The 25,192-nt window shown below is 62.6% G+C and carries 21 protein-coding genes and 2 tRNA genes; 11 read left to right on the forward strand and 12 right to left on the reverse strand.

Going from position 1 to position 25,192, the window contains the following annotated elements; translation table 11 throughout:
• Positions 1 to 3: 3 nt before the first annotated feature.
• Together sdhD and sdhC are read right to left on the reverse strand one after the other, a co-directional pair.
• Positions 4 to 351, reverse strand: a complete 348-nt coding sequence (sdhD, locus tag NKF27_RS14285) for a succinate dehydrogenase, hydrophobic membrane anchor protein (protein ID WP_045992951.1) — start codon at positions 349 to 351, stop codon at positions 4 to 6.
• Positions 345 to 722: a succinate dehydrogenase, cytochrome b556 subunit gene (sdhC, locus tag NKF27_RS14290; RefSeq protein ID WP_045992952.1), complete on the reverse strand. Its 378-nt coding sequence runs from the start codon at positions 720 to 722 to the stop codon at positions 345 to 347. Before sdhC ends, sdhD begins: the two co-directional genes overlap by 7 nt.
• 477 nt (positions 723 to 1,199) lie before the next feature.
• Here sdhC and gltA point away from each other — a divergent pair, with 477 nt between their 5' ends.
• Both gltA and NKF27_RS14300 read left to right on the forward strand, forming a co-directional pair.
• Complete coding sequence (gltA, locus tag NKF27_RS14295) at positions 1,200 to 2,486, forward strand: citrate synthase (protein WP_253552554.1); 1,287 nt, start codon at positions 1,200 to 1,202, stop codon at positions 2,484 to 2,486.
• 202 nt (positions 2,487 to 2,688) lie between these two features.
• Positions 2,689 to 3,585, forward strand: a complete 897-nt coding sequence (locus tag NKF27_RS14300) for an NAD(P)-dependent oxidoreductase (RefSeq protein WP_124804177.1) — start codon at positions 2,689 to 2,691, stop codon at positions 3,583 to 3,585.
• Positions 3,586 to 4,095: 510 nt separating this feature from the next.
• Here NKF27_RS14300 and NKF27_RS14305 read toward each other — a convergent pair.
• From NKF27_RS14305 to gltX, 3 genes are all read right to left on the reverse strand, one after another.
• Positions 4,096 to 4,171 (reverse strand) — tRNA-Glu (locus NKF27_RS14305).
• A gap of 17 nt (positions 4,172 to 4,188) precedes the next feature.
• Positions 4,189 to 4,264: transfer RNA gene (locus tag NKF27_RS14310), tRNA-Ala, on the reverse strand.
• Between the two features lie 361 nt (positions 4,265 to 4,625).
• Positions 4,626 to 6,113, reverse strand: a complete 1,488-nt coding sequence (gltX, locus tag NKF27_RS14315; RefSeq protein WP_045992955.1) for a glutamate--tRNA ligase — start codon at positions 6,111 to 6,113, stop codon at positions 4,626 to 4,628.
• A 166-nt stretch (positions 6,114 to 6,279) separates the two neighbouring features.
• Here gltX and NKF27_RS14320 point away from each other — a divergent pair, with 166 nt between their 5' ends.
• Both NKF27_RS14320 and NKF27_RS14325 read left to right on the forward strand, forming a co-directional pair.
• Positions 6,280 to 7,032, forward strand: coding sequence for an SDR family NAD(P)-dependent oxidoreductase (locus tag NKF27_RS14320; RefSeq protein ID WP_253552556.1), 753 nt, complete (start codon positions 6,280 to 6,282; stop codon positions 7,030 to 7,032).
• Positions 7,033 to 7,135: 103 nt separating this feature from the next.
• Positions 7,136 to 7,726 carry a helix-turn-helix domain-containing protein gene (locus tag NKF27_RS14325; protein WP_253552558.1) on the forward strand — a complete coding sequence of 197 codons (591 nt, stop codon included), beginning with the start codon at positions 7,136 to 7,138 and terminating at the stop codon, positions 7,724 to 7,726.
• A gap of 561 nt (positions 7,727 to 8,287) precedes the next feature.
• Here the strand turns inward: NKF27_RS14325 and NKF27_RS14330 are convergent.
• Positions 8,288 to 8,764: a hypothetical protein gene (locus NKF27_RS14330; RefSeq protein ID WP_253552560.1), complete on the reverse strand. Its 477-nt coding sequence runs from the start codon at positions 8,762 to 8,764 to the stop codon at positions 8,288 to 8,290.
• 438 nt (positions 8,765 to 9,202) lie between these two features.
• Between NKF27_RS14330 and NKF27_RS14335 the strand changes: the two genes are divergently transcribed.
• The 3 genes from NKF27_RS14335 (at position 9,203) to NKF27_RS14345 (ending at position 15,573) form a co-directional block, all read left to right on the forward strand.
• Positions 9,203 to 11,701, forward strand: a complete 2,499-nt coding sequence (locus NKF27_RS14335) for a collagen-like triple helix repeat-containing protein (RefSeq protein ID WP_253552562.1) — start codon at positions 9,203 to 9,205, stop codon at positions 11,699 to 11,701.
• 261 nt (positions 11,702 to 11,962) lie between these two features.
• Positions 11,963 to 13,615: a ShlB/FhaC/HecB family hemolysin secretion/activation protein gene (locus tag NKF27_RS14340; RefSeq protein ID WP_253552563.1), complete on the forward strand. Its 1,653-nt coding sequence runs from the start codon at positions 11,963 to 11,965 to the stop codon at positions 13,613 to 13,615.
• Between the two features lie 473 nt (positions 13,616 to 14,088).
• A complete protein-coding gene (locus NKF27_RS14345) occupies positions 14,089 to 15,573 on the forward strand; it encodes a YfcC family protein (protein ID WP_253552565.1) in 1,485 nt (494 codons plus the stop codon).
• Positions 15,574 to 15,676: 103 nt separating this feature from the next.
• Here NKF27_RS14345 and NKF27_RS14350 read toward each other — a convergent pair whose 3' ends face one another.
• The 3 genes from NKF27_RS14350 to NKF27_RS14360 all read right to left on the reverse strand — a co-directional run bounded on the left by NKF27_RS14350 (position 15,677) and on the right by NKF27_RS14360 (position 17,354).
• Positions 15,677 to 16,012, reverse strand: coding sequence for a zinc ribbon domain-containing protein YjdM (locus NKF27_RS14350; RefSeq protein WP_253552567.1), 336 nt, complete (start codon positions 16,010 to 16,012; stop codon positions 15,677 to 15,679).
• A gap of 97 nt (positions 16,013 to 16,109) precedes the next feature.
• Positions 16,110 to 16,799 carry a hypothetical protein gene (locus NKF27_RS14355; protein ID WP_222517151.1) on the reverse strand — a complete coding sequence of 230 codons (690 nt, stop codon included), beginning with the start codon at positions 16,797 to 16,799 and terminating at the stop codon, positions 16,110 to 16,112.
• Between the two features lie 75 nt (positions 16,800 to 16,874).
• A complete protein-coding gene (locus NKF27_RS14360; protein WP_108133225.1) occupies positions 16,875 to 17,354 on the reverse strand; it encodes a YbhB/YbcL family Raf kinase inhibitor-like protein in 480 nt (159 codons plus the stop codon).
• Between the two features lie 258 nt (positions 17,355 to 17,612).
• Here NKF27_RS14360 and NKF27_RS14365 point away from each other — a divergent pair, with 258 nt between their 5' ends.
• Complete coding sequence (locus NKF27_RS14365) at positions 17,613 to 18,074, forward strand: flavodoxin family protein (protein WP_253552569.1); 462 nt, start codon at positions 17,613 to 17,615, stop codon at positions 18,072 to 18,074.
• Between the two features lie 164 nt (positions 18,075 to 18,238).
• Here the strand turns inward: NKF27_RS14365 and fadA are convergent, their stop codons facing one another.
• Both fadA and fadB read right to left on the reverse strand, forming a co-directional pair.
• Positions 18,239 to 19,417, reverse strand: a complete 1,179-nt coding sequence (gene fadA, locus NKF27_RS14370) for an acetyl-CoA C-acyltransferase FadA (protein WP_045992964.1) — start codon at positions 19,415 to 19,417, stop codon at positions 18,239 to 18,241.
• A gap of 23 nt (positions 19,418 to 19,440) precedes the next feature.
• Complete coding sequence (gene fadB / locus NKF27_RS14375; protein ID WP_253552571.1) at positions 19,441 to 21,600, reverse strand: fatty acid oxidation complex subunit alpha FadB; 2,160 nt, start codon at positions 21,598 to 21,600, stop codon at positions 19,441 to 19,443.
• A gap of 232 nt (positions 21,601 to 21,832) precedes the next feature.
• On the opposite strand from fadB, the gene NKF27_RS14380 reads away from it, so the two are divergent.
• Positions 21,833 to 23,215 carry a DUF5924 family protein gene (locus tag NKF27_RS14380; RefSeq protein WP_367399240.1) on the forward strand — a complete coding sequence of 461 codons (1,383 nt, stop codon included), beginning with the start codon at positions 21,833 to 21,835 and terminating at the stop codon, positions 23,213 to 23,215.
• A 148-nt stretch (positions 23,216 to 23,363) separates the two neighbouring features.
• Entirely contained in the window at positions 23,364 to 23,810 is a 447-nt protein-coding gene (slyA, locus tag NKF27_RS14385; protein ID WP_045992966.1) for a transcriptional regulator SlyA, read from the forward strand.
• A gap of 145 nt (positions 23,811 to 23,955) precedes the next feature.
• Here slyA and NKF27_RS14390 read toward each other — a convergent pair whose 3' ends face one another.
• Positions 23,956 to 24,486, reverse strand: coding sequence for a preprotein translocase subunit YajC (locus NKF27_RS14390; protein WP_253552573.1), 531 nt, complete (start codon positions 24,484 to 24,486; stop codon positions 23,956 to 23,958).
• 111 nt (positions 24,487 to 24,597) lie between these two features.
• Between NKF27_RS14390 and NKF27_RS14395 the strand changes: the two genes are divergently transcribed.
• A complete protein-coding gene (locus NKF27_RS14395) occupies positions 24,598 to 25,044 on the forward strand; it encodes a universal stress protein (RefSeq protein ID WP_045992968.1) in 447 nt (148 codons plus the stop codon).
• Positions 25,045 to 25,192: the final 148 nt, after the last annotated feature.

Raw genomic sequence — 25,192 nt, forward strand, 5'->3', positions numbered from 1 at the left:
GTATCAGGCTCCCCACAGCACTTGGATGCCCCAGACCAGGAACACGAAGATGGCAATGATGATGACGGACTGGGTGCCGACACGAATGGCGGTCGGCTTGATGTAGTCGGTGGTCACGGTCCACAGGCCCACCCAGGCATGGGCGGCCAGCGAGACGAAGGCCAGCAACGAGAAGATTCGCATCCAGGTCTGCTCGAACAGACCGCTCCAGGTGGCATAGTCGAGCTGCGGATGAGCCAGCAGATAGACCACCAGAAAGACCGTGTAGAGCGCCATGACAACCGCACTGGCGCGCTGGATGATCCAGTCGGACAGGCCGCTGCGGCTGAAGCTCGTGATGTTGGTTACCATACCCAGACTCCCGCCAGAATGATCAGGACAACGCTAGCCACGATGGTGATCTGCGCCTTTTTCACCGCACCTTCCAATGACACGCCGATGTTGGCGTCCATAATGAAGTGCTTGCAGCCGGCGACGAAGTGGAAGGCCAGAGCGGACAACAGTCCCCAGGCCACCAGCTTGGCGAAGAAGTTGTGCGCCAGCGCATCGCGTACGGCGTCGAAACCGGCCGGCGAGGACAACGAGGCGTCCAGCGCCCAGAAGCCGAAGATCAGACCGACGAAGAGAATGACGCCAGTGACCCGGTGGGTAATCGACGTCAAGGCGGGAAGGGGGAAGTGGATCGTGGATAGATCCAGATTTACGGGTCGTTTGCTATTCACGGCTCTCTACACACTCTCTTGGCCCACTCTACGACATACGGGCCAGAGGCCCGAGCGGGCGGTGGTTTTGGGAAGGGCGCTGTCGTGACCCAACCTGCGACAAGTTGGACACGACCTCCTGTTCCTGCCAGTCGCGGCCTGAATTATAGGGACATGCCCCCACCATGACAAATGGCATGACCATGCAATTTGGCGAACGCTTCGTCGAAAAATGCGGCAAAGCTGCATAAAAATGCGACTTCGTCAAGTTGCTGCACCGCAAAAGGACAGGCAATGATGCAAAGCACCATAACCTGTACAACACCTATACTGCTAAATGAGCATAGTACAACAGCAAGCGTTCAATGGGAGAATTGACAATATCCTGAACGCTTCTATAGTGGGCGAACCTTTTTTGCCGGGCGACCCCCTATTCGTCGGCACGTTAGTGAGAAATGACAACGTATCGCTCCATATCGAACACGAAGGAGGCCTGACATGGCTGAGAGAAAAGCGACCCTGACGGTGGATGGTCTGGAGAAACCTGTCGAACTTCCCGTCCATTCAGGCACCCTCGGCCCCGACGTCGTTGACGTGCGCGGACTCGGAGCGGAAGGCCTCTTTACCTTCGACCCCGGCTTCCTGGCCACCTCTTCCTGCGAATCCGGCATCACCTACATCGATGGCGCCAACGGCGTGCTGCTGCACCGCGGCTACCCGATCGAACAGCTGGCCAAGAACTCCAACTTCGTCGAGCTCTGCTACACCCTGCTGTTCGGTGAACTGCCGGACGAAGAGCAGTACAAGGACTTCGAGCACCGGGTGCGCAACCACACCATGGTCCACGAGCAGATCGCCAACTTCTTCAAGGGCTTTCGCCGCGACGCTCACCCGATGTCGATCATGTGCGGCGTGATCGGCGGCCTGGCAGCCTTCTATCACGACCACCTGGACATCACCCAGGCGCAGGACCGCGAGATCAGCGCCATTCGCCTGATCGCCAAGATGCCGACCATCGCGGCCATGTCCTACAAGTACAACATCGGCCAGCCTTTCAACTACCCGCGCAACGACCTGAACTATGCAGAGAACTTCCTCTACATGATGTTCAGCAATCCGTGCGAGCCCTACGAGATCAACCCGGTCTACGCCAAGGCCATGGACCGCATCTTCATGCTGCACGCGGACCACGAGCAGAACGCCTCCACCTCCACGGTGCGCCTGGCGGGCTCCACTGGCGCCAATCCGTTTGCCTGCATCAGCGCGGGCATCGCAGCCCTGTGGGGCCCGGCCCACGGTGGCGCCAACGAAGCAGTGCTCAACATGCTCGACGAGATCGGCGACGACTCCGAAGAGAACATCCAGCGCTTCATCGACAAGGCCAAGGACAAGGATGACCCGTTCAAGCTGATGGGCTTCGGTCACCGCGTCTATCGCAACTTCGACCCGCGCGCCAAGGTCATGAAGGAGACCTGCGACGAGGTCCTGGAAGAACTGGGCAAGGCCGACGATCCGCAACTCAAGATCGCCAAGCGCCTGGAGCAGATCGCCCTGGAAGACGAGTACTTTGTCGAGCGCAAGCTCTACCCGAACGTCGACTTCTATTCCGGCATCATCCTCAAGGCGATGGGCATCCCGACCAACATGTTCACGGTCATCTTCGCGGTATCCCGTACCATCGGCTGGATCTCGCACTGGAACGAGATGATCAGCGAAAGCTACAAGATCGGTCGTCCGCGCCAGCTCTACACCGGGCATCCCAAGCGCGACTACCCGTCCAAGTAATTCGCCGACAAGGTAATTCGCGTGGCGCCCCCTGCCCCATGCAAGGGAATCGCCGCCACGCCAGAAGACGCACCATCCCGCGTCGCATTACCATGAAAAGGGCCGCCCTCCGGGGCGGCCCTTTTTTTGCTCAATGGATGAATCGGTACGCCAACCGGCGCTATGCTGACCCCCTCTAGCGAAACAACAAAGGAGCGCTTTCATGAGTCGAGACATCTCCACCGTCGCCTTTATCGGCCTTGGGGTCATGGGCTACCCCATGGCAGGCCATCTCGCCGAAGCCGGACTGACGGTACGGGTCTACAATCGCACCCAAAGCAAGGCCGAGCAGTGGTGCGAGCGCTTCGACGGCAGCCATCATGCGACACCCGCCGAGGCCGCCAGCGGCGCCGATCTGGTACTGGTGTGCGTGGGCAATGACGACGACGTTCGCGAGGTCACCACCGGGCCTGACGGGGTACTGTCGACGCTCTCCCAGGGCGCCATCCTGGTGGACCATACCACCGCCTCCTCGAGCCTCGCCGAGGAGCTCGACCAGGCCTGCCAGAAGCAGGATGTGGGCTTCATCGATGCGCCGGTCTCTGGCGGCCAGCAAGGAGCAGAGAACGGCGCCCTGACCATCATGTGCGGCGGCCAGGAGGAACACTTCTCCAGGGCAAGGCCGGTACTCGAGCACTATGGCAGAGCCGTGACCTTGATGGGAGGCGTCGGCGCTGGACAGCTGACCAAGATGGTCAACCAGATCTGCATCGCAGGCCTTGTCCAGGGCCTCGCTGAAGGCCTTCATTTCGCCGAGCAAGCGGGTCTCGACCAGGAGCGGGTGGTCGAGGTCATCAGCCAGGGAGCCGCCGGATCGTGGCAGATGGAGAACCGTCACGCGACCATGATCCGTGACGAATACGAGCATGGCTTCGCCGTCAACTGGATGCGCAAGGATCTGGATATCTGTCTGAACCAGGCGCGTCAGCTGGAGGCTCGCCTGCCGGTGACCGCACTGGTGGACCAGTTCTACGCCGACGTGCAGGCAATGGGGGGTGGACGCTGGGACACGTCCTCGCTGCTGCGACGCCTGCGCGAAAGGTCTGACAGCAAGGACTGACATTTTCCATACCTGCCGGGCCAGCGCCCTCCTGCTGGCCCGACCTTCCCGCGGCGCCGGCATGCGCTCATGGGCCAACATCCCCCTCTCTCCCCAAGCCCCTTACACCCCGCCCAGCGTTTTCCACACTTTCTGTGGATAACCCTGTTCACAACCTATCGAAACCGCCCTCGAATCGCCATGAACTGGGCATTGGACTTAGATTGGTCAATTTTTAACCTGTCGCAACACGTTGATTTTGAAAGGAAAAAATATAAATCGCGCAACCACGGGCGTTATCCCCGTAGCAGAGGCTGACCGGGGAAAAATGCGTCACTGGTGGACAAGAGGAAGGTTCTGTCAAGCCGTACAAGACAGTTTTTGCAAACCATCCACAAGCAAACTGAGGCTTCGTGCAAATCACGAAGAGCTCACAAAGCGAATGGTGATAACAAGAGGAGAGACCACGGAGTTCACAACGATTCATGCGAAAGCATGAATCCATGCGGAGCAGACGTCACGCACATGAAGTGGCGTCCCATAGGGGGTTCGAACCCCTGTTCCCGCCGTGAAAGGGCGGTGTCCTGGACCACTAGACGAATGGGACGCAGCCTGAAACGAGATTGGTGGAGCCTAGCGGGATCGAACCGCTGACCTCGACACTGCCAGTGTCGCGCTCTCCCAGCTGAGCTAAGGCCCCATCTCGTGAAGACGAGACGTATCTTACGGATATCATAAGATTTGGTCAACCCCGGAAGCGCCAAAATTTTTCGGCGCCCCGGCCATTGCGAAGACCTCATGGCAATCGAGGCAATCAAGCCTCCCCCACTGCCATCACTCGCCAATGTGCCTGAGCAGCTCTCGCTTTTTCTCCGGGAAGCTCGCGGCTATTTCTAAGGGAAGCTCGCGGCGCCTTCTCGAAGCGCTTGGCCTGCTTCTTGGAGACGCCACCCAGCACGCCGATGGCGTGACGCAGGCGGGCGCGGGGGAGCTGAACGTATCAAGCGCCATGGCGATGGGGGCTCGCAATAACGCCTCTCCCCCACCGCCATCACTTGTCACTATTCCGCCGGCAACTCGCGATATTCCTTCTCGAAGCGCTTGGCCTGCTTCTTGGAGACGCCACCCAGCACGCCAATGGCGTGACGCAGGCGGGCGCGGGTCATGTCGGAGCCAAGAATCGCCATGGCGTCCATCACCGAGGTGCTCGACGAAGAGCCGGTGATGGCGATAAAGACCGGTGCCAGCAGTACCTTCATCTTCAGATCGAAGTGGCTGCCCAACAGCTTGATCTCGGCCAGCAGCGCGTCCTTGTTCCAGCTGGACACACCTTCGAGCCGCCAGACCAGGAACTGCAGCAGCTTGACGAGATCTTCACGCTCCAGGTTGATCCCGTCGAAGCTTGCTTCGCTGATGGCGGGCAGCCCGGAGAAGAAGTGCCCCGCCAGAGGCGCCACGTCGGACAAGGTATCGACCCGCGTGCGCACCTGGGGCAGGATCTGCGCCACATAGTCTTCATTGAAGGCCCAGGTCATCAAGGCCTGGAGAAAGGCACGGTCGTCCAGGTCCTCGCGCAGGTAGACACCGTTGAGCCAGGTCAGCTTCTCGAGATCGAACACCGGGCCACCCAGCGATACCCGCTGAATGTCGAAGTTTTCCATCATCTCGGCGAGGGAGAACTTCTCTCGTTCGTCCGGCATGGACCAGCCCATGCGTCCGAGATAGTTGGTTACCGCCTGGGGCAGGAATCCCATACGCCGATAATAGTTGATCGAGGTAGGGTTCTTGCGCTTGGACAGCTTGGACTTGTCGGGATTGCGCAGCAGCGGCATATGGCACAGCTCAGGCATGTCCCAGCCAAAGTACTCATACAGCAACTGGTGCTTGGGCGCCGAATTGATCCACTCCTCGCCACGCAGCACGTGGGTGATCCCCATCAGGTGATCATCCACCACATTGGCCAGGTGATAGGTCGGCATGCCGTCGGACTTGAGCAGGATCTGCGCATCCACCTGGGCCCAGTCCACCTCGATGGCGCCACGTAGCATGTCCTGAACGACGCAGGGGCCGCTTTCCGGCACCTGCATGCGCACCACATAGGGCATGCCCTCTTGCTCGCGACGGGCCTGTTCGTCGGGATCGAGCGCCAGATCGGCCGGCTTCAGCGCAAGGTGCAGCCCCTGGGCCTTGCGCGCCTCTCGCAGCTCGTCGAGCTCCTCGCTGGTGCGGTAACACTTGAAGGCATGGCCGGCATCGATCAATCGCTGGGCGTGCTCGGCATAGATGTCTCCTCGCTCGCTCTGACGATACGGACCATGCGGGCCGCCGACATCGGGCCCTTCGTCCCATTCAAGCCCCAACCAACGCAACGAATCGAGGATCATCTGCTCCGACTCGGCGGTGGAACGAACACGATCGGTGTCCTCGATGCGAAGGATGAACTCTCCCCCATGCTGTCGAGCAAAGCACAGGTTGAACAAGGCAATGTAGGCGGTTCCTACGTGGGGGTCCCCGGTGGGCGACGGGGCGATACGCGTGCGAACAGTCATAACGTCCTGCATCCTGAAGTCGTTGAAGCCAAGCTGGCGGCGTGGGCGCATTATACGCACCGACGAAGCAATTGCGCAGGACCCGGCGGGATTCGCGAAACTCTGAAATCGTCACCCCGTGCAGGGCTCGAACAGGTTGCCACCCCACCCAGGCCAGGAGAGCGACATGGACAGACTTCCCGACGGCTATCGCGCCCTCGTCATCGGCGGCAATGGAGGCATAGGTCGCGCCGTCGTCGATCGACTGCTCGCCGACCCACGGCTGGGGCAGGCGACCGTTGTCAGCCGAACCTCCTTTCGGGCCTCCTCTTCTCGCCTGGAAGCGATCGAAGGCGATGTCACCACTGCACAGGGCCGAGCTGACCTGGGTCGAGCCCTTCACGGCCCTGCTGGCCAAGCCGTTCCTCTTCACCTTGTGGTCAACGCCATTGGCCTGTTGCACGACGAGGCAAGCAACATTCGGCCCGAGAAACGCCTGGAGGACCTCGACGAAGCCGCCCTGACGACCCTTTTTCAGGTCAACGCCGCCACGCCGGCCTTGATGCTCCAGACGCTGCTTCCCCACCTCAAGGGCTCCCATCCCACCACCGTGGTCAGCCTGTCGGCACGGGTCGGCTCGATCGGCGATAACGGCCTGGGCGGCTGGTACGCCTACCGCGCCAGCAAGGCCGCCCATAACATGCTGATGAAAACCGCTGCCATCGAACTCAAGCGATTGAACCCCCGGTCCTGCGTGCTGAGCTTCCACCCGGGTACCACCGACAGCTTGCTGTCACGCCCCTTTCAGGCCCGAGTCCCTGAGCACAAGCTGTTCACCGCCAACTTTGTCGCCGACCGACTGATGACCATGGTGCAGCAGCGTGGCCCCGACGACAGCGGCGGCTTCTTCGACTGGGCCAACGAGCCGATCACCTGGTAGTGCGGCATAGGAACCGTCGAATATCGTTGACGCCTGATATTGCACAAGAGGTGCTTATGAATGAGTATTCTAAATTCTCTTTATGTGTCGACAGGAAGGTTCCATGGACGCGCTGGGTCCGCGCATCAAATCTTTGAGGTTGGCAGCCGGCTTGAACAAGGCGGCGCTGGCTCGCCAGGTCGGGGTCTCTGACGTCACCATTTCCTACTGGGAGTCCGGCACCATCAAGCAGATCGGGCATGAACGCCTGGTGGCGCTGTCACAGGCCCTTAACTGCCCCCTGGCACACCTGCTGGAAGGAGAACCGAGCCGACCATCTCCCCTCTACCTGAGATCGACCCTGCCGCTGCCCTGGCAGGAAGTCGCCCACAAGGGGATCGATCTGCCACTGGAGCTGATCCCGGAGCAGCGTTGGGACGGTGACTGCCACCTGGTGACGCCAGCGCCGGATGAGCACTTCGATTTTCTGGGACCGCTGGATCTGGCCGCCGTGGCTCCGACCGAGATATTCCGGCAGCCGGGACTCTATCTTGTGGCGGAGGAAGATACCCTGTACCTGCGCCGAGTCGCCCAGGACAACAACGGGCAACTGACCTTTCAGCGCCAGGGCCAGACCACCACCACGCCTTACCACAGCGGCATGCGCCTCAAGGCCAAGGTGGTAGCGCTATGGCGTAGCGAATCAGCGACCTGAGGTGAGACGAAAAGCAGAGATGAAACCAAAAGCAGTCGGCCGGGCCTGACGTTTCATCTCTCGCCTACTCAGATCACCCAACCAGGCGCCCAAGCCCCGAGGGCGAGCCCGACGGGGCAGGTCGGTCACTCCGGCCTTACCGTCCCTTGCCGCCTCAGCCCTGCCCGGCTGTCTTGTCGCCACCGCTCTCTGTGCCTTGCGCTTCTTATCACTTGCCCTTCTTATCACTTGCCCTTCTTATCCCTTGCGCTTCTTATCCCTTGCACTGTTTATCCCTTTTACTTATAAGTCGGCGATGGCGCCCAGGCGCGTTCGACGCATGACGCTCGCTTCCAGCCATCTTCCAGGACGCTTTTCTGGGACGCTTTTCTGGAACACTTCTCCAGAACTCTTCTCGGTCTTTTCCAGGAACTCTTCTCAAGAACGTTGCCCCAAGATCTTTTCCAGGAACACTTCTCAAGAACACGTTTCCAAAAGCGACTTCCACGGGAGGTCTGTAACAACTTCCTGCTGCGTTCGCGTCTGAACGACACTTATCAAGGGCTGATTTCAAGGGTTGATTCAGGGACTCTGCTGCACTTCGACATCGTCCAGCGTTCGTCGCACTTCCTGCCCTACCAGAAACCGCTGGCTAGCCTTGATGATCTTGCCCAGTCCATGCTCAGACGTGGCCACCAGTGGCCCATCAAGGTGCTCGCCGCTCGGCCCGATCCGCGCCTTGACCTCGGCGGGCTGCACGTCAGCAGGCGCGGTGACCAGCTCGATACGATAGTAGCCATCGGGCAACCCGCTACCGGGACCGTAGGGCCCGGCTGTCACACTGCCCTCACGCACTTCGGTGCGTGACTGCCAACGCACGTTGCTGGCCTCGCGCACCACCCGAAGCTGGACTTTAGTGCCTTCCGGCAAGTTGGTCGTGGCCGCCACGTGCATTCGCCGATCCGACGCCAGCCGGATATCCAGCGATACCGTCACCGGCTCGTCCAGCGCCGCTACCGTCGTCGGTTCAGGTTCAGGTTCATCAGCTCGGGACGTCACCCTTTCGACAGAACCGGACGCAACATCTCGCTCACCGCTCGGCTCCGAAGGCTGACTTACTGTTGAATCTCCGTCACAGGCCGCCAGCACCACGACAACCATGGCTCCTGCGACCAACATTACTGCAAAACGCCAAGGGCTCATCATCACCTCTCCTCGCTGCTACATGAGCCTAGCACGGTGCTTGTTCAGTGTACGCCCGAGCGCCCTGCCCTTTTCAAAACAATCTTCAGCACAATCACTTCATAACACTTTTCATTACGTTTGATAACACTTAAACACCAATTAAAACCCATAAAAAGCTAATAAAAAGGAACCATGCGCAAAGATGCATCTACGCTAAATATTCAACTACAAGAGTTTTAGAAAGCCCATACAGGCTTTATTACCTTTCCACCAAGATAACCATTACATCCGGACTAGGTGAGGTATAAACCGATGACTTTGCAACGAAAACTACTCGTTATTGCTCTCGCCAGCGCGATGGCGACCCTGACCGCCTGCTCTGGTGATTCCAGCAACTCTCGCACCCTGGCCAGTAACAGCCAGGACCCGATTACCAGCGGTGGCGACGATGGCTCCGGTGGTGATGGCTCCGGTGGTGACGGCTCCGGTGGTGATGGCTCCGGTGGTGATGGCTCCGGTGGTGACGGCTCCGGTGGCGATGGAGGCGATGGTGATGGCTCCGGTGGTGATGGTTCCGGTGGTGACGGCTCCGGTGGTGACGGCTCCGGCGGCGATGGAGGCGATGGTGACGGCGGCGATGGCATTGCCCGCTCATCGCTGGAAGGCGTATTCCTGGCGACCGCCGATACAAGCGACGGTGTCGACACCACGCTTACCGATATCGGTAACGGCATCTCCCAGCAAAGCGCCGTCCCTCAGCTGGCCAGCGTCACCGAGCCTGCAGGTACGATCGTCTCCGAAACGGGCGATGCGGTCGGCGACATCTCGAGCGGCGTACGCGATGGTGCCGGCAGCCTCAGCACCAATGACAACTATCTGGGCACCACTGCCGCTGGCGTGACCAACGGTGTCGGCGAGCTTGGACAGGCAGTTTCGGCGACAGGAGACACCGTTGCCGGCCTGGGCGAACTGCCCGTGGTGATGGAACTCGACGCCCGAACAGGCCTGGTGACCAAGCTCGGTACCACCGTCAATGGGCTCGGCGGCAAGGTGGAGCGCGCAGGCGACGCACTCAGCGTCAATTTCGAGGATTCCAGCGAGGTGCTCGGGGCCACCACTACCAAGCTTGGTGTTGCCCTTCGTCCTGTGCTGCTGGGCACCGACGGCAAGGTCACACGCGTCGGTCAAGCGCTGGTGTTGCCGGCCCAGGCCGGCAACCTGCTGCTACGCACCGGTGGCACCCTGGCCGACCTCGGTCAGCGCATCGGTGAACGCTACTCTCTGCTTGGCGGCGCCGGCGATAGCGTGACCGGCAGCGGTAATATCGTCATCGCGACCGGCGAGCTGCTCGGCGGCGGTGAAGGCGACAATGGCTCAGGCGGCGGCCTCGGCGGACTGCTCGATGGCGATACCAGTGCACCTGACGACGGCCGCACCGACCTGGAGCGCACCGTCGCCAGCGCAGGACAGACCGGCGTCGGTGCTGGAGACGCGGTCACCGCCCTGGGAGATGGCATCTCGCAGCAAAGCCTGGGAGGACGCGGCGAGTTTGTCACCGACGGACTGGGCAATGTCATCAGCAATGGCGGCCAAGCCGTATCCGGGCTCAGCAACGGACTCGACAATGGTCTGGGCAACTTCTCGAATAACCCCAACGCTGTGGGAACCACCTTGGCCGGCGGCGGTGTAGCGGTCTCCGAAACCGGAGAGGTGGTATCCAGCCTCGGCGCCACCGTCGGCAACCTGAACCAGCTCCCCCTGGTCATGCAGCTCGACAACCGCAGCGGCGCCATCACCCAGCTCGGCAGCAGCGTTGCGGCCCTTGGTGGCGGCGTGACCCAGGCCGGCAACGTGCTGACACTGAACTTCAACGACGACGGCTCGCACCTTGGTGGCCTGACCCGCGAAGTGTCGGCGGTATTGCGCCCCGTTGTCATCCAGACAGATAGCGGTGTTACCCAGCTCAGCCAGGCCCTGGTGGTCGGCCCCGAGGTAGGCAGCGTGCTGATCCAGGCCGGCGTAGCGGTAGATGGACTGGGTGGTCGCCTGGGGCAGGGCAATGACCTCGCCACTGGCCTGGGTGCGGCTGTCAGCGGTGTCGGAGGCATCGCCGCCAACACCGGCAGACTGTTGGGCGGTGATGAAGCTCGACTGCTTTCGCGTCTCGACGGCCAGGGACTCAGTCAGCTGGAATCGGCCGGGCTACTGGGCGAAGGGGCCCTACTCTCGGACCTCGGAGGAAGCCAGCAAGGCGGCCTCGGGGGCGGACTCGAGGCAGGGCTTGGCGACCAGCTTGGTGGTGACAGCAACCTCATCGCCGGACTCAACGATACGCTGGGCGGCGACGGTGGATTGACCGCCGGGCTCGGCAACTCGCTCGGTGGTGACAGTGGCAGCGGCCTGGTCTCTGGAGTCTCCGATACCCTGACCAGCACCCTCGGCGGTGGCGATAACGGCGGCGGCCTGGTGTCCGGGGTCTCCGACAGCCTGACCAGCAGCCTTGGCGGTAGCGAAAGTGGCGGCGGCCTGGTGTCCGGGGTCTCCGATAGCCTGACCAGCAGCCTGGGCGGTAGCGAAAGCGGCGGCGGTCTGGTGTCCGGGGTCTCCGACAGCCTGACCAGCAGCCTCGGCGGTGACGATAGCAGCGGTGGCAATAGCGGCGGTCTGGTCGGCGGCACCCTGGACACCGTCGGTGGCGTGACCGACAAGCTCACCGGAGATCTGGGCGGCAACCAGGACAGCGGTGATGACGCCAGCAGCGACAAGGGCATCGTCGGTGGACTGGTAGGAGGCCTTCTGGGCAAGAACTAATCTTGCCCGCTCCAGCATGGTAAACGCAGGCCCGATACCCCCGCGGGTATCGGGCCTCATCTTGGAATCATGCTCAACACCAGTCCAGACGCTGCTCATAACAATATTCGAGGCTCCCTGACAGGCCTCGTCCAGGGATCCACAAGGAAGCCTATGCCAAGCACTACGCCGCATCCAACGCCCCACACCAAGCCACCTTCCCCGCCACGTTCGAGATACAGTCCCCTTCCCCTGGTGATGGCCGCCGGCAGCCTGTTGGCCGTGTCACCCCTCCAGGCCCAGCAGACGCTGGAGACCGTCGACGACATCATCGAAAATCGCCGGCTGGCGCCACAACAGCGCAGCGTAGAAACCGAGGTTGACCTGCCCAGCGACGCCAGCGCCGGCATCCCTGCCCGCGTCACCGTGCGTCACGTGCGCTTTATCGGCGACAGCGTGCTGGATCTGGCCGAACTGAGTCAGGGACTTCAGGCCATGATCGGGCAGAGCGTGAGCCGAGAGGCCATCGAGGCCGAAGTCCAGGCGATCACCGACGCCTACCAGGACGGCGGCTATCCGCTGTCCTTCGCCTACCTGCCAACCAACAACTTTCGTGACGGCAACGTGCGCATCGTTCTGGTGGAGGGGCATATCGCCCGTACCGAGATCGTGGTGGACGATGACCCCGTGGCGGGCCGGGTGGAGAAACTGGTCCAGCCATTGCTGGAAGAACGCCCTCTGACGCGCAGCACCTTTGAGCGTGTCAGCGGGCTGATCGAGCGAATTCCCGGTGCCAGCCTGACCCTGAAGGCACCGGTGCCGCGCACCCCCGGCGGCGCCACCACCCTGCGTGTCGAAGAGCGTCGCATCGATCATTTTGACTATTCGGGCAACCTCAGCGGTGGCGATGAGCAGGACGCCGTCTTCATCAACCGGGTCTCGACCCAGAGCCTGACTACCTGGGGCGACAGCCTGGGCTTCTCCTGGCTGTGGCCCATCGACAACGACAACGAGCTCTACGCGCTGGACTATCGTACCGATATCGGCAACGACGGCCTGACCCTGACCGCCTCCGCCGACAGCTATGACGGTGAGGACGAGGAGAATCTGATCTACCTGCTCGACGGACAGCGCTTCGATCTGCGCCAGGATCAGGATACCGACCGTAGACGCTATCGCCTGGGGCTGTCCTACCCCTTGCTGCTGTCACGCTCCTCGAGCCTGACCCTGGGCGGCGCCTTGCGTCATCACGACGAGACCAAGACCACATCACTCAGCTTCGAGGAACAGACTCTCAACCAACTGGTCGAGGAGTCCGAGTATTCAGCCGCCGATCTGGACCTGAACTATCGCACCCAGCGTGGCCGGCAGTTCTGGCTGGCCTCGCTGGCCCTGCGCCAGGGCATGGATCTGGGGGCCAACGAGCAGCAGCGCCGGCTCAACGGTACACCGCTTGCCGACAACGGTGATCTGCACTTCACCCGCTGGCAGCTGGACGCCCAGTACAGACGCCTGTATGGCGATCACTGGCGCATTACCGCCAGCGCCAACGGTTTCTATTCCGACGATGCGCTGCCGGAACCCGAGCGCGGCAACTACGGTGGCCAACGCTTCGGGCGCGGCTATGACGCCGGCCAGGCGGAGGGCGACTACGGTTTCGCCGGGGCGCTGGAACTACGCTATCTGCAGCCTGTGAATAGCGCCTGGCTTTCCCGCGTCGAGCCCTACCTGGTGCTGGATGGCGCCCGCACCGAGTTTCAGGAGCGCGACGCGGATAGCCACCTGGCTTCGGCGGCGGCCGGCGTCAGTCTGGGCAAAGGACGTCTGTACGGCCTCACCCTGGAGTACGCCGAGCCCATCGGCGATCGTGACCTCGAGACCGATAGCCGCGAGGGTCGCATCAACGCCCGCCTGACCTGGAACTTCGAAGGCTGATCTCTGGGCTATGGATGAACTCGCCAGGGGCCGCCACAACGGGCCCCTGGCCATATCACCCGACCCAAGGCCCTCATTTACGGCAGGGCCGGCCGCTCGCTCAGTCGGCCTCCCGGCCGTCATTCCAGCCGCCCTGTCAGCCGCCCTCCCAGCCGCCCTTTCAGCCGACCCCAGCGCCACTTCCTATTGCCCTGCACACGACAACCCTGCGCGTGTCTCGTCGTGCAGCGAGACCGCGTGTGGTGAAACATTGGCGTCGTCTCGTTTCTTGAGCCAGGCCAGCAAATTTACCTCTCATCTCGCCGCATCGTCGCCGTCCTTGCAGCGGATCAAGCATTGTGCCGACCCAAGTCCCGACAGACTGTCGAGGCCCGTAGACTCGAAGGCAGGCGGTCACACAAGGGCCGTCTGTCCCTGATCACACCGACAACAAAAGAGCCTACACCATGACCTTCTGAAACGAGGAAACCGAGATGGAAACGCAAGTGACCTCCTCCAAACGGCGCTCCGGCCTGCGCATGCCCACGGTCTATACCCTGCTCTTTGTGATCACCGCGCTGGTGGCGGTGCTGACCTGGGTCATGCCCGCCGGCAAGTACGACTACCATGTGGAAGGCAGCGATCAGGTCATTGCTGCCAGCGACGTGCTCGACTATCAGGGTGACGGCCGCCTGTTGCCGATTCCCGGCACCTACCAGGTGCTGGAAAGTTCCCCCCAGGGGCCTTTGGATGTGCTGGTGGCACCGATCCAGGGATTCCACAAGGCCGTGGACGTTGCCCTGTTCGTGCTGGTCATCGGCGGCTTTCTGGCGGTGACGATGCGCTCGGGCGCCCTGGATGCCGGGATCGGCGCGGTGGTCGAGCGCTTTGGCGGGCGCGAGCAGTACCTGATTCCCGTACTGATGGTGCTGTTTGCCCTCGGCGGGTCCACCTACGGCATGGCCGAGGAAACGGTCGCCTTCTGGGCCATCATCCTGCCGGTGATCACCGCCGCCGGCTACGACCGCATGGTGGCCGCAGGCATCATCCTGCTCGGCTCCGGCACCGGTGTGCTGGCCTCCACCGTCAACCCCTTCGCCACCGGCATCGCCTCGGGCTTCGCCGGCCTGCCGATCGGCGCCGGTATCACCCTCCGGCTGGCGCAGTTCGTGATCCTGGTGTCACTGGCTATCTGGTTCGTGATGCGCTACGCCGCGCGGATCAAGCGCGACCCGCAGCGCTCGGTGCTGGCGGACCTGCAGCTGACAGCCGACCCTCAGGCCAAGGAGGCCGCCTCGACCCAGGCGTTCACCCTGCGCCACAAGCTGACCATGACGGTGTTTTTCATGACCTTCGGGATCATGGTCTACGGCGTCGTGCCCTGGGAAGACATGGGCATCACGGCTTTTCCGACCCTGTGGTGGTGGTTCGATGAACTCTCCACCCTGTTCCTGAGCGCTGCCATCCTGATCGCCCTGATCAATCGACAGTCCGAATCCGACTTCATCGAGACCTTCCTCGATGGTGCCAAGGACCTGATCGGCGTGGCCCTGGTGGTGGCCGTGGCACGCGGCATCTATGTGGTGATGGACAACGGCGTGATCATCGACACCATCCTCAATTGGGCCGAAGGCGCGGTAGCCGGCCTGTCCTCGGGACTGTTCGTGGTGGTGGCCTACGTGGTCCACATCGTGCTGAGCTTCTTCATCCCATCGACCTCGGGGCTGGCCACGGTGTCCATGCCGCTGATGGCGCCACTGGCCGACTTCTCGGGCGTGGATCGCGAACTGGTGGTCACCGCCTTCCAGTCCGCCAGCGGCTGGATCAACATGTTCGCCCCCACCGCCGCCCATCTGGTCGCCGGACTGGCGCTTGCCAAGATACCCTACGAGCGCTTCGTCAAGTGGGCGCTGCCTTATATCCTGATGACCCTGGGCGTCACCGCGGTGACGCTGTTTGTGGGGGCAAGCCTCACCTGAGCACAGGTCGCGTCAGGGCAACCAACGCAAGTCGAGCATAAAAAAACGCCAGCGCTTTCCAAGCGCTGGCGTTTGCCCTTACATGACGCCTCACGGGCCGCATTCAGGCCTTCTTGACGTACATCGACTTGAGCTTCATGGCACCGATGCCATCGATCTTGCAGTCGATGTCGTGGTCACCATCGACCAGGCGGATGTTCTTCACCTTGGTGCCGACCTTGACCACCGAGGAAGAGCCCTTGACCTTCAGATCCTTGATCACGGTGACGCTGTCGCCGTCGCTCAGCACATTGCCGTGGGCGTCGCGCACCTCGTCACCGCCCTCATCGGGCTCGGCGTTCAACGACCATTCGTGGCCGCACTCGGGACAGACCAGGGAATGGCCATCCTCGTAGCCGTACGGGGACTCACAGGCGGGACAGGGGGGCAGGTCGCTCATGACACTCTCGCAGGTGGGAAAAGCGAAGACGGTACTCCGCCCCCCGCCGGATTGCCAGTCGTCCAATGGAAGGAGAGCCTTGTCAGGCGCTGTCTTCCTATTGCTCCCTATCTTCCTTTTCCGCCTTTTCCCCTTCGCCTTGGGCCTGGCGCTCGTGAATGCGCTTGATATCGGCCTTCAGGGCCCGCCGCTGGCGGCGTGTACTGAACTGCAGAGTGTCCCAGGTTTCGGGCACCAGGGTGCAGGAATCCTCGCTCTGGTGAAACACGAAACGCCGCTCGGCACCGATCGGCAGGTTCTCCGAACAGTAGGTGCCGATCACCCGTACACAGACGGCCTTGAATACCAGCCCATCCCGCGACTCATCGATGTCGGCGATGGTGGTAATACGTTCCTTCAAGGCATTGAACGAACCGATATGAACGAAGCCACCGCTGTCCAGCGGACCCTGGTGGGTACAATGACTGGCGTTGTGGCCCGCTTCCTGCTGGTCTTCATCATCGTCAAGATCCGCCTCGTGGTCACTGACATCCAGCGTCCAGTCACCTTCCGAGGTCTCCAGCGTCATCATGATATGTTGCAAGTAGATGGGCTCGGCGCTCATGTTGCTGATCACACACAGCGCATCCAGATTCTTTCGCTTGCCGCGATTGATGATCAGCCGGGGTCGACGCTGGCGGCGAAAGCCAAAGTACAGAAGCTGCGCGTAGATCAGCCAGATCATGAAGGAGCCGACGCTGGCCAGCGTCTGCAATACGTCCTTGTGGGCAGAAATCCATTCGTACATGGGCGTCATCCTTGAACGAGAAGCCCGTTAAAAACGGGCTTCAGTACGTCATGTTCTGATGGTGGCCGAAGCGCCTCAGGCGTCGCGCTGATAGCTCCCCACCAGCCGATTCATGCCGAGCAGGTGCGGCTCGACCTCGGACAGCAGTTCATTCATGCCGAGGCCCTCCGGCAGGTTCGTCTCGGTGTCCAGCGCCAGTACCCAGAAGTAGTAGCGGTGCACGCCATGCCCTTCCGGCGGCATCGGACCATTGAAACCGAGGTTGCCGGCGTCGTTGATTCCTCGGGTGCCTTCCTCGGTGGCCTCCTCCAGCGAGGAGAGAGACGCCGGCAGGTTGTAGAGCACCCAGTGAACAAAGCCGTAGCATCCCTTCTGGACCAGCGGCGCGTCGGGATCGTGACAGATGACCGCCACCGACTTGGTACCCTCGGGCAGGCCGTCCCAGGCCAGCGCCGGAGACAGGTCTTCTGCCTCCTGGGAGTGCCGTGCGGGGATGGCGCCGTCATTGTCGAAGGCGGTGCTGGTCACTCTTAGCGAAGAAAGCGCAAAGGGCATGGTGATATCCTCCCTGGATCGAAATGGTTCACAATCTGCAAAGGGCGTCTGCGTGATTTTCATGCAACCGCTAGGCGATATTTCACCGCGGCAGCCATGTCCAGCCTTGACGAGTCGCCCCGGGCTGTCAAACCCGCATGTCTTTGACATGATGATGATCCCCCATGGCTTCAAGGGGGGCAGCCGGAAGATAGAGGCACCGAACCGTCGCTCGCCGCTCTAGCCACCATCCTCGCACCAGCCTTGCCGGAGCCCTGCATGAAACGTCTGCTGATCGTCGCCCATGCACCTTCGCCCAACACCCTGGCACTAAGGGAAGCGGCCGAGCGTGGCGCCCGCCATCCGGACATTGACGGCGTGGACGTTCAGGTACTGGGGCCGCTCGATGCTGGCCCCGAGGATGTCAGGAAAGCGGACGCCATCCTGCTTGGCACCACCGAGAACCTCGGCTACATGAGCGGTGCCCTCAAGGACTTCTTCGATCGTAGCTATTACCCCGTGCTGGAACACACCCAGGGGCTGCCCTGCGTGCTGTACATCCGCGCGGGTCACGACGGCACCGGCACGCAGCGGGCGGTGGAAGGCATCGTCACCGGTCTGCGCTGGAAATGGGTCCAGGCGCCACTGGTGCTGCGGGGTGAATGGCAGGACGACTTCACCGACCAGGTGGAGGAGCTCGCCATGACCCTGGCGGCGGGACTTGATGCGGGAATTCTTTAGCATTCTTGTGTAGTGCGAGCCCCTTGCCGTTGGGGATGGCGCCCACACAAAAGCGCCGACATCCCAGGGGATGTCGGCGCTTCAAGGTCTGGCAGTGACCGCCACCGGGCGCTACTGGGCCAGCCGTGGTGTCTGTCGACACCACCTGTCGATCGCGCTGGTGATCAGTCGAGGCGTTCGAACACGGTCGCCACGCCCTGCCCCATGCCGATACACATGGTGGCGAGACCCAGGCGGGTGTCCTGGCGCCGCATAACGTTCAGCAGGCTGTTGCTGATACGGGTGCCGGAGCAGCCCAGCGGGTGACCCAGGGCGATGGCGCCGCCGTGCAGGTTGACCTTCTCGTCCATCACGTCGAGCAGCCCCAGGTCCTTGAGCACCGGCAGCGCCTGGGCGGCAAAGGCTTCGTTGAGCTCCACCGTGTCGATGTCATCGATGCTCAGTCCCGCCGCCTTGAGCGCCTTCTGGGACGCCGGTACCGGGCCATAGCCCATGATCGAGGCGTCGCAGCCGGACACTCCGGTGGACAGCACCCGGGCAATCGGCGAAAGACCAAGGGCCTGGGCGCGTTCGTAGCTCATCACCAGCATGCCACTGGCGCCCACCGACAGTGCCGAGGAGGTGCCGGCGGTAACGGTGCCGCCACGCGGATCGAACACCGGCTTGAGGCCCGCCATGCTGTCCAGGCTGGCCTCGGGACGAATCACCTCGTCACGCTTGACCAGAATCCGGCGACCGTCGGCGTCATGGCCTTCCACTCCGATGATCTCGCGGTCAAAGGCGCCGCTCTGCTGGGCCTCGTAGGCACGCTGGTGGGAGCGTACGCCGAAGCTGTCCTGCTGCTCGCGGGAGATGCTGTGCAGCTTGCCCAGCAATTCGGCGGTCATGCCCATCATCATCGCCGCCTTGGCGGCGTGCTTGCTGGCGCTGGGGTTGACGTCGATGCCGTGGGTCAGCGGGATGTGCTCCATATGCTCGACGCCACCGACCAGATAGACGTCACCCATGCCGGCCTTGATGTTGGCGGTGGCGATGTGCAGTGCGCTCATCGACGAGCCGCACAGGCGGTTGACCGTCTGGGCCGGCACGCTGCGCGGCATGGCGGTCATGATCTGGGCGTTGCGTGCGACGTTGAAGCCCTGCTCCAGGGTCTGGTTGACGCAGCCCCAGATAACGTCATCCACCTCGCCAGGATCAACGGCGGCGTTGCGCTCGAGCAGCGCATTCATCACCGCCGCCGACAGGTTCTCGGCACGCACGTGGCGGAAGCCACCGTTCTTGGCCTTGGCCATGGCGGTACGGGCACCATCGACCACCACCACATCTCTCGGGTTCAAGCTCATCTGTCTTCTCCTGTCTGGTGGGGTCACTTGGCGTCGGCGTAGAAGGTCTTGCCACTGTTGGCCATCTCACGCAGGCCATCGGTGGGCGCATAAAGCGGCCCGAGCTCCTCGGCCAGGCTGTCGGCCAGGGCGACGAATTCGGCCACACCCATGGCATCGATATAGCGCAGTGCACCACCTCGGAAGGGAGGGAAGCCAATGCCGTAGATCAGCGCCATGTCGGCCTCGGCCGGGGTGCCGACGATGTCATCTTCGAGACAGCGCACGGTCTCCATGCACAGCGGCACCATCATCCGCGCGATGATCTCTTCGTCGGAGAACTCGCGGTTCTCGCTGACCACCTGCTTGACCAGCTCGATGGCGGCCTCGTCGCTGACCTTCCTGGGCTTGCCCTTGCGATCCTCTTCGTAGGCGTAGAAGCCCTTGGCGTTCTTCTGCCCCAGGCGATCGTTGTCGAACATCACCTGAATGGCGGTCTTGGCGTCACGCGCCATGCGGTCGGGGAAGCCTTCGGCCATCACCTCGTTGGCGTGCACCGCGGTATCCATGCCGACCACGTCGAGCAGATAGGCCGGGCCCATCGGCCAGCCGAACTTCTCCATCACCTTGTCGACGCGCTGATAGTCGGCACCCTTCTCGACCAGCAGGCTGAAACCGCCGAAATAGGGGAACAGCACGCGATTGACCAGGAAGCCCGGGCAGTCGTTGACCACGATCGGCGTCTTGCCCATGGCCTTGGCGTAGGCCACGGTGGCGGCCACGGCAGCGTCACTGGTCTTCTCGCCACGGATGACCTCGACCAGCGGCATGCGGTGCACCGGGTTGAAGAAGTGCATGCCGCAGAAGTTCTCGGGACGCTTCAGGTTCTCGGCCAGCCGGGTGATCGAGATGGTCGAGGTGTTGGACGCCAGGATGGTGTTGTCGCCTACCTGCTGCTCGACCTCGCTGAGCACCGCACCCTTGACCTTGGGGTTCTCGACCACCGCCTCGACCACCAGATCGACATTGTCGAAATCACCGTAGGACAGCGTCGGACGAATGTTGGCGAGCTTCTCGGCCACGCCTTCGACGGACAGCTTGCCGCGGGAGGCCTGCTTGCCGAACAGCTTGCGCGCCTCCTTGAGGCCCAGCTCGATGGCGTCTTCCTTGATATCCTTCATCAGGATCGGGGTGCCCTTGGAGGCGCTCTGGTAGGCGATACCGCCGCCCATGATGCCGGCACCGAGCACCGCCGCCTGGCGCACCGGTTGCGCCTTGCTGGCGTACTTGCCGCCCTTCTTCTTGACCACCTGGTCGTTGAGGAACAGCCCGACCAGGTTGTAGCAGACGTCGGTCTTGGCCATCTTGCAGAAGGCCTTGGCCTCGATCGCCTGTGCCCGCGCACGACCTTCACCGGCGCCCTTCTGGATCACCTTGATGGCTTCCACCGGCGCCGGATAGTGCGGCCCGGCCTTGCCGGCGACATATCCCTTGGAGGTCTCGAACACCATCATCTGCTCGACCGGATTGAGGTTCAGCGCGCTGTTCTTTTCCTCGCGCCGGGCCTTGAAGTCGAGTTCGCCGGCGTTGGCTCGCGCCAGCATGTCGAGCGCCGCTGCCTCGAGGTCATCGGCGGGCACCACCGCATCCACGGCGCCGACCTTGAGGCAGGCGTCGGCACGGTTCTCGGTGCCGCCGGCGATCCACTCGATAGCGTTGTCGGCGCCGATCACCCTGGGCAGACGTACGCAGCCGCCCCAGCCGGGGACGATACCGAGCTTGGTCTCGGGCAGTCCGATCTTGGCGTCAGGCGTCATCACGCGGAAGTCGGTGGACAGCACCACCTCACAGCCGCCACCGAGGGCCAGGCCGTTGATCGCGCTGACCGTCGGGAAGGGCAGGTCCTCGAGGCCATTGAAGATGCCGTGGACCTGCTCGAGCATGCCCTGGATCTCCGCCTCGTCCTTGCCGAACATGGCGTGAAACTCGGTGATGTCGGCACCGACGATAAAGGCGTCCTTGGCACTTTTCAGCATCAGGCCCTTGACGCCGCTCTCGCCGCGTACCGCGTCCAGCGCTTCGCCCAGCTCCTTGATCACCGCGCCAGAGAGCTTGTTGACCGATTCATCCTTCAAGTCGAAGGTCAGAGTGGCGATATCGTCGCCATTGCGAGCCACCGAAATGGCATTGCCTTGATAGATCATCCACGCATCTCCACTGAAGTCATGCCGTGTCATCCGGAAAGGGCCCGACAAGCGATGGGCCAGGCGACATTCATACGCCCGTTTGATTTCGCCAGCTTGGTGCAAAGATTCACTTCCGTCAACCCCTACCAATACCTTAGAGGGCTTGCGAGGCGTTGAAGCATGCAGCGGCGCTTCACCAGCGTTTAAGCATACTGATAGCATGCCCCTCCCAGCCGCCGCGGACCACGCCATGCCCTCCTCGCCCCCTCAGCGCACCACCCTCAACGCGACGCAGCGATTCATCGAGACCTGGGTAGCGCGTCTGCGGCCCTGGCACTGGCTGTGGCCACCGCTGGCCTTCGCTGCCGGTGTCGCCAGCTTCTTTCTGGTCGAGCGCCAGCAGTGGCTCGGCGTGCTGCTGGCCGGGGGCATGCTGCTGGCCTGGACCCTGCTGCTGTCGGAGAGCCTGATCGGACGCCTGATGGTGCGGCGCGGCTATCCTGCCCTGCCCCGTGGCGTGACCACCTTCATCGCCCAGATGATCCACCAGGAGACGCTGTTCTTCGCCCTACCCTTTCTTGTCGCCACCACGGTGTGGAGCAGCGGTCAGGCGCTGTTCACCCTGTTCATGCTTGGCATGGCGGTGCTGTCCATCGTTGATCCGCTCTACTACCGACTGGCCGAACGCAAGCGCTGGCTCTACTTCGTGTTCCACGCCCAGTGCGTGTTCCTGGTGGTGCTGGTGACCCTGCCGTTGGTCCTGCACCTGAGTACCGGTCAGAGCATGCTGGCGGCCGCCGTGGCCATGGTGGTATTCAGCCTGCCGAGTCTGTTGCATCTGCTGCGCCCCATGAGTCCCGCCCGCTGGCTGGCGATGTTCGCGCTGCTGCCGCTATTGGCCGGGGTCGCCTGGCTGGGCCGGGTGTGGGTGCCGCCGGCGACCCTGTGGTTGTCCGGCAGCGCCCTGTCGCCGGCCTTCGACGAGGCCGCACGCACGCCGCAGGGCTCCATGGCGCTGACACCGGAGGCGCTGTCGTCCCGAGGGCTCTATGCCTACACCGCGATCCATGCGCCACGCGGCCTGAAGGAAGAGGTGGTACACGAGTGGCGCCACGAGGGAGAACTCGTCGACCGCATCGCGCTGAATATCTACGGCGGACGCGCCGAGGGCTATCGCGCCTGGACCCGCAAGCAGAACTTCCCCGAGGCCAGCAGCGGCAGCTGGCGCATCGATGTGATGACCGCCGGCGGCCAACGTATCGGCGTATTGCGCTTCGAGGTCGCCGAAGACCCTGGGGCGGCGACCACCGCCGACGCCAGCATCGATACCCAGGCGGGCATTCCCGGCCTCAGGCTACGCTGGTTGACCGCCCGCCCCGAGGGACAGCAGGAGACACCGGACATGGCATCCGACAAGGCACGCCAGCAAGAGCCGCCGAATCACGAGGAGCCAGCCCCTGCTGAAGAGGATGCGGAGGCTGAGCCGAAAGATGACACGGGACAAAGCGGCGAGACGAGGGAGAGCGATTCGGCGGCTGACCAGAAAGGGGATCGCGAGGGCAAGGAGGAGCAAGCGTCGCAAGCAGACGATGAAGGGGAACACGACAACGGTGAGACAGGGCGTGAGTCGTGAGTCGCGAGCGAGCGACAGCCAGGGAGCGGCTGTACCCCCGAAGAGTGAAGAATAGGCGCAGTTTCGAAGCAAAGGAGGGAGTTGGCTTGCATTACCGCCGCTGCGTTCGGACAATCAAATCATTTGCAGCCTTGCGATCTTGATCACTATGAACGAGAACATCGGATTTCAACTGTCTCGGGCACCACGCATCTGGCGTGCGGTGCTCGATCAGCGCCTCGCACCGTTGGGACTGACCCAGACGCGGTGGGTGACGCTCTATCACCTGTGGCGCATGCCGGACGGGCAGCCCCAGTGCGACCTGGCGCGGGCCATCGGCGTCGAGGCGCCGTCGCTGGTCAGGACGCTGGATCAGCTTTGCGAGCAGGGCCTGGTCGAGCGCTGTCCCTGTGACCAGGATCGCCGCACCAAACGCGTGCACCTGACCAAGCAGGCGACGCCTCTGCTCGAGAAGATCGACGCCATCGTGCAACAGGCCAGGGAAGAGATGCTCAAGGGGCTGGACGAGCAGGAACAGGAAAGACTCAGCGACATGCTCAGCCGCATCGAGGCCAACGGTCAGGCCTTGCTGACGCCGGACGATTGCCAGCGCTGACACCTGAGCCCGACGAGTCCAGCAAGAGCCTCGCCGAGATCGCCTTCAAAGCCCGCCCTGACACCTGGGCCGGATACCCAGCCTGACGCAGCCCTGTTCGATCCTGGGTGGTCGATCGCCATCGTCCATTGTCGAGCGGCCAATATCAGGGCGGCGAGTTGGGGAGATTGGCGGCGGGACGATCCGGACGTCCCTGCAGGGCGTCGCGTAGCGCCGTCGCAGGCGCCGCCAGGCTGCCGAAGGCGTCGGCCTCCAGCGACTCTTCCCACCACAGCGTCAAGGCCTTGTCGCTGGACTCGATCACGCAGGCATCCTCGGGCAACTGGGTCAGCAGACGCGACAGTCGCGCATTGATCACCGATGGCAACGGCTCCAGCGGCTGAATCCGCCAGCGCCAGCCATTGTCGTAGTCGAACGACTTGAGCGCCTCGCTGGCACGTTCTGTGCGTACCAGCACAAAACGTGGGCCAGGCCGCTGGCTCGGATAGACCCAGCGATAGGCCGCCATCTTGTCGATCTCGCCGTGCAGCGGTGGCGTCTCCAGCTTGACGCTGGCCCCCGCCTCGATCGCCACCTGGCGCAGCGACCCCTGACGACGCTCTCGGGCGGTGGGCCGCAGCCACATGGCCGGGGCAAAGACCATTCCTACCACCCCCAGGATCAGCAGCCACAACATACGGTTTCCTCAGAAAAATCGTTGATCATCAGCATTGTTTTGACGGGACTGGCGGCCTAGAGTGGAAGCACAGACCTTTTCTCAACCGACCGCCGCTGGAGGCGTAGTCCCGTGAGCAATGAATATCGTCATGTGCTGGTGGCCGTGGACCTCACCAAGGACTCCCACAAGATCCTCGAACGCGCGCTGCAGATCGCCGATCGCAACCACGCGAAGCTGTCGATCATGCATACGCTGGAGCCCCTCGGCTTTGCCTACGGGGGCGACATCCCCATGGACCTGACCAGCATCCAGGACCAGTTGGACGACCATGCCAAGCAGCGCCTGGCCGAGATCGCCGATGCCCACGTGGCGCGAGACGACCAGCACGTGGTCGTCGGCATGCCCGATACCGAGATCCATCGCTTCGCCGATGAGCACGACGTCGACCTGATTGTGGTCGGCTCCCACGGCCGTCATGGCTTTGCGCTGCTGCTCGGCTCCACCTCCACCGGCGTGCTCCATGGTGCTCAGTGCGACGTACTGGCCGTGCGCGTCGGCAAGGAAAGCGAAGAGTAACCCCAGCGGTTGACCGGATCGCACCTCGCGGCAACCGGATCGCGCCCACTGCGCCGTTCATTCCCGGGAGCTTGCCCTCGCCCGTCCACCCAAGCGGTGGACGGGCGAGCTTTTTCCGCAAGACACCTTTCGCAAGGCGCCTATCGAG

Source organism: Halomonas sp. DN3 (assembly GCF_024137905.1).
Taxonomy (GTDB): Bacteria; Pseudomonadota; Gammaproteobacteria; order Pseudomonadales; family Halomonadaceae; genus Halomonas; species Halomonas litopenaei.